This is a genomic window from Salinivibrio sp. ML290, from assembly GCF_001995695.1.
Lineage (GTDB): Bacteria > Pseudomonadota > Gammaproteobacteria > Enterobacterales > Vibrionaceae > Salinivibrio > Salinivibrio siamensis.
This window is the reverse complement of the sequence record NZ_MUEY01000002.1, coordinates 107,680-121,818: the sequence shown is the minus strand read 5'-3', so window position 1 is coordinate 121,818 and position 14,139 is coordinate 107,680. Positions and strand designations below refer to the sequence as shown.

Sequence of the window (14,139 nt, the reverse complement as noted above, 5' to 3'; positions counted from 1 at the left end):
ATGTTGACCGCTATTTTTATCTCGCCAGCTACTTTTTATTGCGCCATTTTAGCCTTGTCTAGCTGCTTTGCCGCTAAATTTTTTGCTACTTTACCAATATCACCCGCGCCTTGTGTTAAAACCAAGTCATTAGGTTGCAGCACGTTGGCTAACGCCGGGGGTAATGCCTCAGCATTAGGCACAAAAATAGGATCCAGCTTCCCGCGCGCGCGAATGCTACGACACAAGCTTCTACCGTCAGCCCCCGCAATCGGCGTTTCACCCGCTGAGTACACATCCAGCATCAGCAAAACATCCACTTTTTCCAACACATTGGCAAAGTCATCATAAAGATCGCGCGTACGGCTGTAACGGTGTGGCTGAAAAATCATCACTAAACGATGGTCTTGCCAGCCAGCGCGTGCCGCTTTGATGGTCACGTCCACTTCACTGGGGTGATGACCATAATCATCCACCAGCAAGGCGGTGCCATCCTCCACGGCAAACTCACCGAGTTGGTCAAAACGCCGCCCTGTACCCGCAAAATTGGCTAAAGCACGTAAAATAGCCTCATCGTCGACACCATCTTCTGTGGCGACAGCAATCGCCGCTGCCGCGTTGAGCGCATTGTGCTGGCCTGGCGTATTTAAACGAATCGTCAGTGTCTCGCGGTGAGGGCGTGTGACTTTAAACACCCCACACTGCCCATGCTGTTGGTAATCATGTAAACATACATCGGCATCTTGCGAGAACCCGTAAGTGATCACTTGCCGTCCAATCGACGGGATCAGCTCACGAACGACCGGATCATCAATACACACCACCGCCAATCCGTAAAAGGGCAGATTATGGAGAAAGTCGATAAACGTCTGCTGCAATTTCGCGAAGCTACCACCATAAGTGTCCATGTGGTCCGCTTCTATGTTGGTGACAATGGCGACCATTGGCTGCAAGTGTAAAAAGGAAGCATCACTTTCATCTGCTTCGGCAATCAAATAGCGACTGCTACCTAACCGCGCATTGGTGCCTGCACTTTTTACCAACCCTCCATTGACGAAAGTGGGATCTAACCCTGCCTCAGAGAAAATTTGTGTGACCATCGCGGTGGTGGTGGTTTTGCCGTGTGTACCGGCAACGGCAATTCCGTGCCGGTAGCGCATTAACTCGGCAAGCATTTCCGCCCGACGCACCACAGGAATACGCGCCGCCTTTGCCGCTTCCACCTCTGGGTTATCCTGCTTGATGGCCGTCGATACCACCACGACACTGGCTTGTTCAATATGGCTGGCTTGATGACCGATAAAAATCTGCGCCCCCATGGATGCCAATCGCTCTGTGACGATATTCTGTGCAAGATCCGAGCCGGTTATTTGGTAACCTTCATTAATCAGCACTTCAGCAATACCACACATGCCTGCACCGCCGATCCCCACAAAATGGATCCGCTTAACCCGGCGCATTTCCGGGATCATGGTGCGAATTTTTTCCAGCTGCTGATTATCCAATTTACCCATTCTCTGTTCTCTATTTGTTGGCGTGCGTGACGATGACGTCCGCGACACGGGCATCTGCATCAATAATGGCCGCCTCTCGCGCTGCCGTGGCCATCGCTAACAAGCGCGGACGGTCAAGCTGATTGATTGTCTCAGCCAATGTGCTTGCTGTCAGTGATGGCTGTTCAATCATTAAAGCCGCACCGCGGGCGACTAAATAATCACCGTTGAGTGCTTGTTGCCTATCGGCATGCATAAAGGGGACGAAAATCGCCCCAACGCCAGCCGCCGCCAGCTCAGAAACCGTCAATGCTCCACTGCGGCAAATCACTACATCGGCCCACGCATAGGCCTCGGCAACATCGTCAATAAATTCGCTGACAACCACATCGCTAACACCGGTTTGCTGATAAGCATCCCGTGTCAGGTCGGCGTTATGCTTGCCTGCTTGGTGGCGAACCGTCACCGCTTGCTCGGTGAGCGCGACCGCCTCGGGGACCGTTTGGTTAAGAATACGCGCCCCTTGGCTGCCTCCCATCACCAAAATCCGCAACGGCCCTGCTCGTTCATGCAACCGGTGTTCAGGCGCCGGAATATCACACACATCTCGGCGCACCGGATTACCCACCACTGTCTTGCCATCGAATGCGCCAGGAAACGCTTGTAACACCTGTTTGGCTACCTTCGCCAACCAGCGGTTGGTTAACCCCGCGACCGCATTTTGTTCATGTAAGATAACGGGCACACCGCTTAACCACGCCGCAATGCCACCTGGACCACTCACATAACCGCCCATGCCTAACACAGCATCCGGTTTAACCCGTTTAATGACTTGTCGCGCTTGCCAAATCGCACTGACAATCATCCAAGGGGCTCGTAGCTTGCGCATCAGCCCTGAACCAATCAAGCCTTTAACGCGAATAAATGCGATCTCGATGCCATATTTAGGCACCAAATCGGCCTCCATGCGATCCGCAGTGCCCAACCAACAAACGTCCCAGCCTTGTTTCTCTAAATACTTGGCGACCGCGAGCCCCGGAAAAACATGCCCACCGGTGCCACCTGCCATCACTAATAATCGTTTTTTACGCATTGTTAGGGTCTTTATCTTGATAAGGGTTTCTTTGATGTGCTTGCGATGTGGCTAAGCGATATTCATGATCAATGCGCAATAACAGCGCCACGGCCACCGCCATGATCACCAAGCTGGAGCCCCCGTAACTGATCAACGGTAAGGTCAAGCCTTTAGTGGGGAGCATACCAGCAGCAGCCCCCACATTGACCATGGTTTGGAACGCAAACCAGATCCCAATCCCGAAGGCAAGAAAGCCACCAAATAGTTGGTTTTGCTCGAGGCAACGCTTACCAATAAACAAGGCTTTAAACACCAAGTAAAAAATCAAACACAAAATGACGCTGACGCCCACCAACCCAAGCTCTTCGGCAATCACCGCAAACACGAAATCAGTATGGGCTTCTGGCAGATATTCCAGTTTTTGGATGGAGTTACCGAGCCCTTGTCCAAACCAATCTCCGCGACCAAATGCCATCAAAGACTGGGTTAGCTGATAACCACTGCCAAACGGGTCTTGCCATGGGTCTAAAAAGGCAGTGACACGGCGCACTCGGTAAGGCTCAGCGACAATCAAGCCGCCTACCAAAGTCAACCCGGTGATCAGCAACGCAATAAACTGCCACAGCTTGGCCCCTGCAATAAACAACATGCCCACAGTGGTGACAAACATCACCACCACCGAGCCTAAATCAGGTTGTGCCAACAGCAAGCTCGCAAACAGCAACAAGACAGCCAGCGGTTTGGCAAAGCCGCGGAAATGCTCACGCACCTCACCATGACGACGCACTAGATAACCGGCTAAAAAGACAAACAAAGATAACTTGGCGATCTCCGCAGGCTGAATATTGATCCCAGCCACAGAGATCCAGCGCGCGGCACCATTGACAGACCGACCCACAGCAAGCACCGCCAGTAACAATAGCGACGAGAGCAATAACATGTAGCCGCTATAGCGCTGCCACCAATGCACGGGAATGTACATCACTACCACTGCGGCGACGATGGCGACGGTCAGATAAAAAGCATGACGCTTGGCAAACAAAAAAGGCGCATCCGCCAGCCTAAGCCCCACAGGCAAAGATGCCGACGTCACCATGACTAACCCGATGACCATCAACAGCAACGACGTCCACACTAACTGGCGGTCGTATAACACGCCAGGAGACGGTGTCCGAAGCCACTGCCAGCAGTATTGAGGGAGTCTGCGCACGGTCATGTCTGCCTCGCAATCATCGATTCTACGCCCGCGATAAAAGCGTCACCACGGGCAGCAAAATTAGCAAATTGATCCAGACTCGAGCAGGCGGGCGATAACAACACCATATCACCGGCTGTCACTTGATTAGCAGCGGCCGTCATCGCTTGTTGCAGAGTATCGACACAGTGCGCCTGCTTATCGAGCTGTGCTAACTGGGCTTTATCCTTACCAAAGCAATAAAGCGATACCGAGAGTTTCGCCAACGCCGGTTGTAAAGCGCGAAAGTCGGCGCCTTTACCATCGCCACCCACCAAAAGGTGTAACCGCCCGTCGAGATCCAAACCATCAAGCGCCGCCAGGGTACTGGCCACATTGGTGGCTTTTGAATCATTGACCCATAGCACGCCCTGATGCTCGGCGACTTTTTGACAACGGTGCGGGAGGCCAGCGTACGTACTGAGTGCTGCTTTTTGCCCTTGCTGACTAATGCCGACACTGTCAGCCAGCGCCATGGCCGCCAGCCCATTCGCCACGTTATGATGGCCCACCAGTCCCAGTGAAGAGACGGGAAGCAGTGGCTGGCCGTGTGCCGCTAACCAAGCTTCACCTTGGTGACTGATGAGGCAATAATCGCCTTGGTGGAAACCAAACAGACGCGTGGAGGAGGCGCTGTTCGTTTGCAGATCATCGTGCGTTTGCGGATCATCGGCATTGGCAATCAGGGTAGTCGCATGGGTGAAAATACGGCACTTGGCGGCACGATAATCGGCCAAGCTGTCGTATCTATCCATGTGATCTTCTGAGAAATTCAAAAAGGCCGCGCCATCTAGAACCAGCGACTCGGTGGTTTCGAGTTGAAAGCTCGACAGCTCCAACACATACAGCGCGTGACCGCGGTCGAGCAAGTCTAACGCCGCCACACCAATATTGCCGCCGACGCCAACATTCATACCTGCCGCTCGAGCCATTTCGCCCACTAGTGCCGTGACGGTACTTTTGCCGTTGGAGCCGGTGATCGCCACCACGGGCTGGTCGCAATACCAAGCAAACAACTCAATATCCCCTACAACAGGGGTGCCTGCTGCATGGACTGGCAGCAAGGCGGGTGTCTGCAGCGATATCCCAGGGTTAGTGACCACCAAGTCGGCGTCCGCTAACCACGTGGGTTGCCAGCTGCCTGTGTGCAACTCGACGTTATCCGGCAGTTGGTCTTGCCCCGGAGGCTGCGTGCGAGAGTCCATCACGCGAATGCATGCCTTGGGATGATGGCGGGCAATAAAGCGCACCACTGACAATCCGGTCACGCCCAAGCCCATCACCACGATATGATGAAATTCGGTTAATGAACGCTGGCTCGCGGCTGGCATGATTAGCGTACCTTAAGTGTGGCCAGTGCAATGAGCACTAGCATCAACGAAATGATCCAAAAGCGCACGATTACCCGCGGCTCCGGCCAGCCTTTTAGCTCATAGTGATGATGAATCGGTGCCATACGGAAAATACGTTGGCCGCGCAATTTATAGGAGCCAACCTGCAAGATCACCGACACCGTCTCCATCACGAACACCCCGCCCATGATGATCAGCAACAGCTCTTGACGCACCAGTACCGCAATCGTGCCTAGCGCACCGCCTAATGCCAGCGAGCCCACATCCCCCATAAACACTTGAGCTGGGTAAGTGTTGAACCACAAAAAGCCTAGGCCAGCCCCAACAATCGCGGCGCAAACAACCACCAGCTCACTGCTGTATTGGATATACGGAATATGCAGGTAGCTGGCAAAGTTCACATTCCCTGTCGCCCAAGCAATAAAGGCAAACCCACCGGCGACCATCACGGTGGGCAAGATCGCTAACCCATCGAGGCCATCCGTCAGGTTCACCGCATTGCTGGTCCCCACAATCACAAAGTAGGTAAAGACCACATAGAACAGGCCAAGTTGCGGCATCACATCTTTGAAAAACGGTACCACCAACTGAGTGGCTGCGGTGTCCTTGCCGTGCGCATAGAGGGCAAACGCCACGCCTAACGCAATGGCGGATTGCCAGAAATACTTCCAGCGCGCGACCAGCCCATCCGTATTCTTGCGTACCACTTTGCGGTAATCATCAACAAATCCCACCGCGCCATAGCCAAGCAGGACAACCATCACCGCCCATACATATGGGTTGGCCAAGTCCGCCCACAAAAAGACCGTCAGACTGATGGCCGCGACGATCAGTACCCCGCCCATGGTCGGTGTACCGCGCTTGCTAAAATGAGATTCAGGGCCTTCTTCACGGACCACTTGGCCAATTTGCATCGATTGTAGGCGTTTAATCAAACGCGGCCCGGCCCATAGCGAGAACAATAGTGCGGTTAATGCACTCACAATCGCTCGGAACGTCAGGTATTCAAACAACCGCATCGAGGGTAAAAGGTTTTGTAGCGCTTCCGCTAACCATAAAAGCATTAGCAAGCCTCCTTGATGGCGGCAACAACGGCTTCCATCGCCATCCCGCGAGCGCCTTTAATAAGAATGGTGTTAGGTGTCTGTGTATTTATCATGGCTACGACATGCGCAATGAGCGCCTCTTTACTATCAAAATGGTTACCGCCACAGCATTCGCTGATCACACGGCTATCGTTTCCCGTCGTGAAAACTTGGTGTAACTGCGCTTGCGCGGCATGCTCTCCCACTTCACGATGCATTTGTTCACTGTATTGCCCAAGCTCAGCCATATCGCCCACAATGAGCCACTTTTCGCCTGGGTAGCTGGCCAGCACATCAATCGCGGATTTCATTGCCGGCACACTGGCGTTGTAGGTGTCATCAATCAACCTCAAGCCTGGTCGAGGCTCAGTGACCTGGGTACGTCCCGCAGCATTTTCCATCGCCGCTAAGCCACTCACCACATCATCCAACGCCACGCCTGGTAATTGCATGGCCGCACAGCCTGCCATCAGCGCATTGGTAATATTGTGTAATCCGGGCAGAGGCAAGGTCACGGTTCTTTGTATCTGGCCGTCACTCAAGGTCATGTGATAACAGCCCGAATCAGTGAGCGTGCTATCTAGCAACCTCAGTGGTGCCGCCTCAGTGTCAGTGACGGTGATCACCTGCTTGTCAGCCAAGACCGCTTGCCACTTTTCGCCGCCGTGGCTGTGCTGATTGACCAGAGCAATGCCACCTTCTGGTAAGCCTTGGTAGATCTCTCCTTTGGCAATCGCCACTCCTTCCAATGAGCCAAATCCCTCAAGATGTGCCGCGGCCAAGTTAGTCACCATAGCAATATCGGGTTTAACCAACGCGGTGGTATAAGCGATTTCGCCAATATGATTCGCGCCCAGCTCAATCACCGCATACTGGTGCTCAGGCGTCAGTCGAAACAGGGTCAGTGGCACACCGATATCATTATTGAAATTACCCGCAGTGGCTAACGTGGGTCCTTTTTGCGCGAGGATCGCCGCCAACATCTGCTTCACGGTGGTTTTACCGCAGCTGCCGGTAATGGCAATGGTGGACACCTGACACTGGCTTTTCACCCACGCCCCGAGTTGGCCAAGGGCAATACGCGTGTCCTCCACCAGCAATTGAGGGATCGCCACATCCAGCGGACGATCGACCACTATCGCCGCCGCACCGGCCTCTTTGGCTTGAGCCGCAAAGTCATGGCCATCAAAGCGCTCCCCTTTCAGGGCAACAAACATCGCCCCTTCGCCAAGCTCGCGGGTATCCGTGGTAATGGCATCAACTTGCGGGCTCGCCGGTATCAACTCACGTTGTAAAATCGTCGCGTTCACCGCGTGCGCGAGGGTATCGAGTGAGGTCCGAATCATGATAACTCCTTGAGTTGCGCCGCCACCGTCTCTCGGTCGGAATAGTGCACCTTGCCGTGCGCCAACACTTGATAATCTTCATGGCCCTTGCCTGCGACCAAAACAATGTCCTCGGCTTTCGCTTGGCGAATAACCTGGCTCACCGCGTCGGCGCGATCATGTTTTACCCATGCGCGCTCTGGCGCCTCCATGCCCGCAAGCATGTCTTGAGTAATGGCTTCAGGCGCTTCGCTGCGAGGGTTATCATTGGTTAACACCGTATGATCGGCATGCTGTTCGGCGAGGCGGGCCATTAACGGCCGCTTGCGTGTATCACGGTCTCCGCCACAGCCAAATATGCACCACAGCGCGCCTTTACAATGACGTCGCAACGCAAGCAGCGCTTTCTCCAGCGCATCGGGAGTGTGAGCATAGTCAACCACGACTGTCGGTTTGTCAGCGGCGAGAAAAACCTCCATCCGCCCTGTGACAGCTTGCAGCTGCGGGCTCACGGCCAATAACGGCGCTAACGGATAGCCCAGCCCCAATAAGGTGGCCAAGCTCACCAGCAAATTGCTGACATTAAAATCTCCCACTAATGCCGCTTGGATCTCGCCTTGCCCCCACGATGAGTCGACCTGTACCCGCACACCGTCGCTGGCATAGGCGACCGAGGTTGCGCGCACAAACGGGCCTGTATGTCCATCTAATGAGGAGGTGGTCATGGCGACAGCGATAGCGTCTGGCCATTGCTTGAGCCAAGTGCGACCCACCGTATCATCCGCATTGATGACTTTAAGTGGCGAGCCTAACTCAAACAGTTGCTTTTTCGCCTCGGCGTAGGCGTCGAGGGTGCCGTGATAATCAAGGTGATCATGACTTAAATTTGTAAACACCGCGGCATCAAAGGCAAGGCTGGCCACGCGCCCTTGCACCAAGCCGTGCGATGACACTTCCATCGCCACATGCCGGGCACCTTGCTCAACGAAATCGGCTAATTGGGCTTGAATGCTAATCGCGTCCCCAGTGGTGTTGTCAGCGGCTTTAAGCGCGCCAATAAAGCCGTTCCCCGTGGTGCCCATCACGGCTGTGCGTTGATCTAAAGCGTCTAGCCATTGGGCAATCAGTTGCGACACCGTGGTTTTGCCGTTGGTTCCGGTGATACCAATCAACCCGAGGTTTTGCTGAGGATCCTGATAAAAGCGCGCCGCCATCGCCGAGAGGGCATGAGGTAACGCGCGCAAGCTGATCACTGGCACCTGATCGCGCCAGGCTATCTGGTCGTTTTCACCTTGTTGCACCACGGCCGCCGCGCCTGCCTCAATCGCTGCTTGAATAAACTGGCGACCGTCAACCTGGTGACCTTGAACCGCCACAAATACATCACCGGCACCGACTTGGCGACTGTCTAATGTCATTTGCTGGACCGAGAGGCTGGGCACATCCGCCAGCCACGGGCTCAGCCATTGGTTTAAATCATTCATTCCGGTTCACTTCACTTGCATATTTTGCCACTTGCAGCCCAGGGCCTGTGCCCGCGTCCGGCGCAATGTTTAAGATCTGGAGCGCACTTTTCATCACATCCGAAAACACCGGCGCCGCCACTTGGCCACCGTAATACTTGTCACCTTGTGGCTCGTTGATCACCACCACCATCGCCAGCCTTGGGTTGCTGATCGGCGCAAGGCCCGCGGTATAGCCGATATACTCATCGCCATAACCGCCCGCTACCGCCACTTTGGCCGTACCGGTTTTCGCCCCGACTCGGTAACCGTCCACCGCAGCACGGCGCGCACTTCCGCCCTCTTGCGTCACGCCTTCTAACATTTGCAGCACTTTATAAACGTTCTCACGCGACGCAACCTGCTTGCCTTCGGTCACCCCTTCACGCTTTAAAATACTCAGCGGTCGATTGATCCCCAAGGCGCCGAGGGTAGCGTAAGCGCGTGCAAGCTGCGTCGGGGTCACCGACAGGCCATAACCAAAAGCCAAGGTGGCTCGTTCAAAATCGGACCAACGACGGCGAGAAGGAAAATGGCCCACCGACTCACCCACAAGCTCGACACCGGTACTGGCTCCCAAGCCAAAGCTGCCGTACTCGCCCAACAGGGTCTCCACTGGCATCGCTAAGGACAGCTTACTCACACCAATGTTGCTCGACTTTTTGAGGATCCGCGCGAGATTGGCTTTACCCACTTTGGACACATCCCGCACGCGGCTTCCGCCGATTTGCATGATGCCATTGCCGGTATCAATTACGGTGTCCATATCCGCGACACCGTTTTCCAACGCGGTAAGCACCACAAAGGGCTTCATGGTGGATCCAGGCTCAAACACATCGGTGATCGCGCGGTTGCGCATATTAAAACTTTTCAGCGAGCTACGATTATTAGGGTTATAAGAGGGGGCGTTAACCATCGCCATCACTTCGCCAGTTTTCACATCCACCATCACCAACGAGCCAGACGTGGCGCGATAGTCGGCCACCGCTTGCTTAATCGCCCGGTAGGCGATGGCTTGCAAACGCTGGTCGATACTAAGCGTGAGTGATTGGCCTTCTTTTTTGTCTTCAGTGGCAATATGTTCAACCACACGACCAAACCTGTCTTTACGCACGGTACGTTTGCCATGCTCACCGGCCAACCAGTCGTCAAACCGGCGTTCAATGCCTTCCAGGCCATGGCCGTCAATCCCAGTCATTCCCACTAAGTGGGCACTCACCTCCGCACTAGGATAAAAACGGCGAGACTCGGCTTTCAGTCCCACACCGGGCAAGTCGAGCTTGTTCACATACGAGGCCATTGCTGGACGCACTTGACGCTGTAAATAAATAAAACGCCGCTTGCGGTTCGCTTGAATCTTGTCAATCAACGCCTGGCGGTCTAGACCCAGCACGTCGGCCAGCGCATACCAGCGCTCAACGTTGTTCAGCCCTTGGTGTTTAAACACAGTCACCGGATCGGCCCACACCGCTTGCACGGGGACACTGACCGCCAACGGCTCACCTTGGCGGTCTTCAATCATCCCACGCGCGGAATGCACCTGCTCCACGCGCACTGAGCGTAAATCCCCTTCATGACGCAGCCTGTCTGGCTCAATCACTTGGATATACGCCGCACGCGCCACCAACGCCACTAAGGCAAATGCAATAAACACGCAAATAAGGCCAAAGCGCCACTGGATGAGCACAGGTGGCGCTTTTGGCGTACGGCGATTGGCTGGCTTACTAGAACGTTTTTTCACCGGCTATTACTCAAAGACCGTTTTACGATCACTTCGTTATCACTGGTTGGTCGAATCATGCCAAAATCCTCACGCGCGACCGACTCAACATGGCTGTGCTCAGACAACGCATTTTCTTCCAGCAATTGATTTCGCCACTCCACTTCAAGCGTTTCGCGCTGCTCAAGCAGTGCATCTTGTTTGGCAATCAAACTGCGCGTCGATTGCGTCATTGACACCACAGCGATCGCTGATATCAGCACCGCGACCAACAACCCCAACGGCAACTTACCGATGGCCAGCACGTCCTGACGAATTTGTTTGGCGAGGCTGGGACGCGGCTCCATGATTTACCCTAATTTCTCCGCCACGCGTAACACCGAGCTACGCGCACGCGCATTGTGTTCCACCTCTTTCGCAGAGGGCTTAACCGCCTTACCAATCGGTTTCATCGCGGCTGAGCCCATCTCGGCAATTTGTGCTTCGGTTAAAGGCACCCCTTTAGGCACGTCTGGGCCTTTGCTTTGTTTGCGAATAAAGCGCTTCACCATCCGATCTTCTAACGAGTGAAAGCTGATCACAGACAAACGGCCACCGGGGGCGAGGCTTGCCAACGCGCCTTGCAGCGCTTGCTCAATCTCATCAAGCTCGCTGTTGATATAAATGCGGATCGCTTGGAAACTGCGCGTCGCCGGGTGTTTTTTCTTTTCTCGAAACGGCACCGCATTATCAATCAACTTGGCCAGTTGGTTGGTCGTAGACAGCACCGGCGCCTCCTCGTCCTCGCGATGGCGGACAATCGCATTGGCAATCCGGCGAGCAAAGCGCTCTTCGCCAAACACTTTTAACACCCATGCAATGTCATCTGGGCTGGCAGTTTCTAACCACTGCGCCGCTGACTGACCAGAGCTCGGATCCATGCGCATATCCAAAGGGCCATCATGCATAAAGCTGAATCCGCGGCTAGGATCATCCAACTGCGGAGACGACACGCCAAGATCGAGTAAGATCCCATCGACTTTTTCACTCAAGCCACGTTCACTCAAGTAAGTTTCAATGTCAGAAAACGGCCCATGGATAATATGAAAGCGGGGATCGTCGATGGTTTTGGCTTCTTCAATCGCACGAGGATCGCGATCAATGGCGTACAAGCGCCCCTTGTCTCCCAGTTGAGACAAAATATGACGGGAGTGACCGCCGCGACCAAAGGTACCATCGACATAAATGCCGTCTGGCTTTATCGCAAGGCCGTCTACCGATTCGTTCAATAGGACGGAAACATGGGTATATTGTTCTGACATAAGTTCACTTCATTATTTACAGAGAGAGGTCTGCTAACCGCTCACTGATCATCGGGGTTGATTCCGCCTGTGTGTCCATATCCTGGCGAATTTGTGCCTGCCATGTTTGCTCATCCCAAATCTCAAACTTGTTGAGTTGGCCCACCAGCATCGCTTTGCCCTCAAGCCCCGCATATTGACGCAACGCCGCGGACAGCAAGAGTCGCCCTTGGCTATCCATCTCACAATCAAACGCATGACCGAGTAGCAACCGCTGTAAACGCCGTTCTGCTGGCTGAAAGCTCGATAGCTGTGCAAGCTTATCTTCTATCACTTCCCACTCCGGGACGGGATACAAGGCCAAACAAGGGAGCTGGTGATCGATCGTGCACACAAACTGGCCGTCACAATGGTTAATTAAGCCATCGCGATAGCGAGTGGGTAGGGCAAGCCGCCCTTTCTTGTCGACCGATATGGCACTGACGCCGCGTAGCATGGCGCTATTTTCCCTTTTTCACCAAGATTATCCACTTTACACCACATTTTCCCACCCAGAAGTGTACGTAGCAGGTAAAAAGAAAGTCAAGCAAGCCATGACAGTGATAAGGATCACACTTAGGGAGATTAAAGAGATATTTCAGCGGGTTAATCCTTGAGTTAGCCAATCTGCTACATGAGGTTATAACCAAATCGTCTGACTCAAACGCTGAAAAAGAGAGGGCGAGCCCAAAAGGCTCGCCCGATAATGAGGTGAGTTGGCCTGTAAGCCGGGTTCTGTACCGTAAAAACGGCGGTAACCATTCGTCTAGGCCTGCAATTGCTCACAGGCTCCAGCAACCTACCCGTCCCCAAACGCGGGCCGCGCCAATAGGGACCTATTTGGTCTTGCTCCGGGTGGAGTTTACCGTGCCACGAACTGTTGCCAGTCGCGCGGTGCGCTCTTACCGCACCCTTTCACCCTTACCTGTGCTCCGAAAAGCCATCGGCGGTCTACTCTCTGCTGCACTGGTCGTAGGCTCGCGCCTCCCAGGCGTTACCTGGCACCCTGCCCTGCGGAGCCCGGACTTTCCTCCCCTTCATCAGTCTCCCGTGGGACATCAATAAAGCAGCGGTTACCCGGCCAACTCGAGCGGGGGAGTATATAGAAGAATACCCACGCAAGCCAGGGTAAATCACGCTCAGCTACAAATTCTCTAGGCCCCATTTATAGAGTGCGTTCTTTTTAACCGAATACAATTCCGCCACCAATGCCGCTGCTTTTTTGAGTGGTAACTCAGCTGCTAATAAACTCAGCGCGTGACAGGCTGCTGACGGCAACGCGTTTTTATCGGCGCGGTGGCCCGCGACCAGTAACACCATTTCACCGCGAAGCCGATTGGCATCTTCGTTTAACCACTCAATCAGTTCGCCCAATGGCGCCCCATGAATGGTCTCAAAGGTTTTGGTCAACTCACGCGCCAATACCACGCGGCGCGCCTCACCCAGCACTTCACGCATATCCGCCAAACTATCGCGAATCCGGTGCGGCGATTCATAGAAAATCAAGGTGCGAGGATCATCGGCCAACGCGCGGAACGTATCTTGACGTGCTTTTGTTTTCGGGGGCAGGAACCCTTCAAAACTAAAGCGGTCTGAAGGCAAACCAGAGGCACTTAATGCGGTGACCACCGCGCAAGCGCCAGGTAAAGGCACCACTCTCACGCCAGCTTCACGGCATTGCGTGACAAGGTGGTAGCCTGGGTCGCTAATCAGTGGTGTCCCCGCGTCCGAGACTAGTGCGACCGACTGACCTTGTTGTAAACGCGCTAATAACGCTGCCGCTTTTTGCTGTTCATTATGCTCATGTAAGGCAAACGTTTTGGCATTAATAGAAAAATGCGAAAGCAATCGTGCGGTATGCCGTGTATCTTCGGCGGCAACCAGATCCACGCTGGCTAATACATCGAGAGCACGCTGGGTAATATCCGCCAAGTTGCCTATCGGTGTCGGCACAATGTACAGCGTGGGGTGAGCATGGTCGGATAGATTTGCATCAGTCATTTGTTTAACAACCCTTCGGCGATTAAGATAGGGGCAACGTTGTCACGGTTGAAA

At 54.1% G+C, this 14,139-nt stretch carries 12 protein-coding genes and 1 other RNA gene; all 13 read right to left on the bottom strand.

What is annotated here, in order from left to right:
- Positions 1 to 35 precede the first annotated feature (35 nt).
- Positions 36 to 1,493: a UDP-N-acetylmuramate--L-alanine ligase gene (murC, locus tag BZG23_RS02725; protein ID WP_077606080.1), complete on the bottom strand. Its 1,458-nt coding sequence runs from the start codon at positions 1,491 to 1,493 to the stop codon at positions 36 to 38.
- Positions 1,494 to 1,503: 10 nt separating this feature from the next.
- Positions 1,504 to 2,565, bottom strand: a complete 1,062-nt coding sequence (gene murG / locus BZG23_RS02720; protein ID WP_046073968.1) for an undecaprenyldiphospho-muramoylpentapeptide beta-N-acetylglucosaminyltransferase — start codon at positions 2,563 to 2,565, stop codon at positions 1,504 to 1,506.
- Entirely contained in the window at positions 2,558 to 3,763 is a 1,206-nt protein-coding gene (ftsW, locus tag BZG23_RS02715; protein WP_046073967.1) for a cell division protein FtsW, read from the bottom strand. Before ftsW ends, murG begins: the two co-directional genes overlap by 8 nt.
- Positions 3,760 to 5,112, bottom strand: coding sequence for a UDP-N-acetylmuramoyl-L-alanine--D-glutamate ligase (murD, locus tag BZG23_RS02710; RefSeq protein WP_077606079.1), 1,353 nt, complete (start codon positions 5,110 to 5,112; stop codon positions 3,760 to 3,762). Before murD ends, ftsW begins: the two co-directional genes overlap by 4 nt.
- 2 nt (positions 5,113 to 5,114) lie before the next feature.
- Complete coding sequence (gene mraY / locus BZG23_RS02705) at positions 5,115 to 6,197, bottom strand: phospho-N-acetylmuramoyl-pentapeptide-transferase (RefSeq protein ID WP_046073965.1); 1,083 nt, start codon at positions 6,195 to 6,197, stop codon at positions 5,115 to 5,117.
- On the bottom strand, positions 6,197 to 7,564 hold the full coding sequence (locus BZG23_RS02700; RefSeq protein WP_077606078.1) for a UDP-N-acetylmuramoyl-tripeptide--D-alanyl-D-alanine ligase: 1,368 nt from the start codon (positions 7,562 to 7,564) through the stop codon (positions 6,197 to 6,199). The genes mraY and BZG23_RS02700 overlap by 1 nt, the downstream gene beginning before the upstream one ends.
- The gene (gene murE, locus BZG23_RS02695) at positions 7,561 to 9,027 is read right to left on the bottom strand and encodes a UDP-N-acetylmuramoyl-L-alanyl-D-glutamate--2,6-diaminopimelate ligase (protein ID WP_077606077.1); all 1,467 of its coding nucleotides are present in this window, start codon (positions 9,025 to 9,027) and stop codon (positions 7,561 to 7,563) included. The genes BZG23_RS02700 and murE overlap by 4 nt, the downstream gene beginning before the upstream one ends.
- On the bottom strand, positions 9,020 to 10,786 hold the full coding sequence (locus BZG23_RS02690) for a penicillin-binding transpeptidase domain-containing protein (protein ID WP_077606076.1): 1,767 nt from the start codon (positions 10,784 to 10,786) through the stop codon (positions 9,020 to 9,022). Before BZG23_RS02690 ends, murE begins: the two co-directional genes overlap by 8 nt.
- Positions 10,783 to 11,112 (bottom strand): cell division protein FtsL, encoded by a 330-nt coding sequence (gene ftsL / locus BZG23_RS02685; protein WP_046073961.1) that lies wholly within the window; start codon positions 11,110 to 11,112, stop codon positions 10,783 to 10,785. The genes BZG23_RS02690 and ftsL overlap by 4 nt, the downstream gene beginning before the upstream one ends.
- 3 nt (positions 11,113 to 11,115) lie before the next feature.
- Complete coding sequence (gene rsmH, locus BZG23_RS02680; protein WP_077606075.1) at positions 11,116 to 12,066, bottom strand: 16S rRNA (cytosine(1402)-N(4))-methyltransferase RsmH; 951 nt, start codon at positions 12,064 to 12,066, stop codon at positions 11,116 to 11,118.
- Between the two features lie 16 nt (positions 12,067 to 12,082).
- Entirely contained in the window at positions 12,083 to 12,541 is a 459-nt protein-coding gene (mraZ, locus tag BZG23_RS02675) for a division/cell wall cluster transcriptional repressor MraZ (RefSeq protein WP_046073959.1), read from the bottom strand.
- 251 nt (positions 12,542 to 12,792) lie between these two features.
- Positions 12,793 to 13,173: RNase P RNA component class A (rnpB, locus tag BZG23_RS02670), an RNA gene on the bottom strand.
- Between the two features lie 54 nt (positions 13,174 to 13,227).
- Positions 13,228 to 14,085 carry a 16S rRNA (cytidine(1402)-2'-O)-methyltransferase gene (gene rsmI / locus BZG23_RS02665; RefSeq protein WP_046073958.1) on the bottom strand — a complete coding sequence of 286 codons (858 nt, stop codon included), beginning with the start codon at positions 14,083 to 14,085 and terminating at the stop codon, positions 13,228 to 13,230.
- Positions 14,086 to 14,139: the final 54 nt, after the last annotated feature.

What these genes read in the sequence shown, in the direction of transcription:
- murG (WP_046073968.1), bottom strand. Translation starts at nt 2,565, where the DNA reads ATGCGTAAAAAACGATTATTAGTGATGGCAGGTGGCACCGGTGGGCAT.
- rsmI (WP_046073958.1), bottom strand. Translation starts at nt 14,085, where the DNA reads ATGACTGATGCAAATCTATCCGACCATGCTCACCCCACGCTGTACATT.
- rsmH (WP_077606075.1), bottom strand. Translation starts at nt 12,066, where the DNA reads ATGTCAGAACAATATACCCATGTTTCCGTCCTATTGAACGAATCGGTA.
- ftsW (WP_046073967.1), bottom strand. Translation starts at nt 3,763, where the DNA reads ATGACCGTGCGCAGACTCCCTCAATACTGCTGGCAGTGGCTTCGGACA.
- mraZ (WP_046073959.1), bottom strand. Translation starts at nt 12,541, where the DNA reads ATGCTACGCGGCGTCAGTGCCATATCGGTCGACAAGAAAGGGCGGCTT.
- mraY (WP_046073965.1), bottom strand. Translation starts at nt 6,197, where the DNA reads ATGCTTTTATGGTTAGCGGAAGCGCTACAAAACCTTTTACCCTCGATG.
- murC (WP_077606080.1), bottom strand. Translation starts at nt 1,493, where the DNA reads ATGGGTAAATTGGATAATCAGCAGCTGGAAAAAATTCGCACCATGATC.
- BZG23_RS02700 (WP_077606078.1), bottom strand. Translation starts at nt 7,564, where the DNA reads ATGATTCGGACCTCACTCGATACCCTCGCGCACGCGGTGAACGCGACG.
- ftsL (WP_046073961.1), bottom strand. Translation starts at nt 11,112, where the DNA reads ATGGAGCCGCGTCCCAGCCTCGCCAAACAAATTCGTCAGGACGTGCTG.
- murD (WP_077606079.1), bottom strand. Translation starts at nt 5,112, where the DNA reads ATGCCAGCCGCGAGCCAGCGTTCATTAACCGAATTTCATCATATCGTG.
- murE (WP_077606077.1), bottom strand. Translation starts at nt 9,027, where the DNA reads ATGAATGATTTAAACCAATGGCTGAGCCCGTGGCTGGCGGATGTGCCC.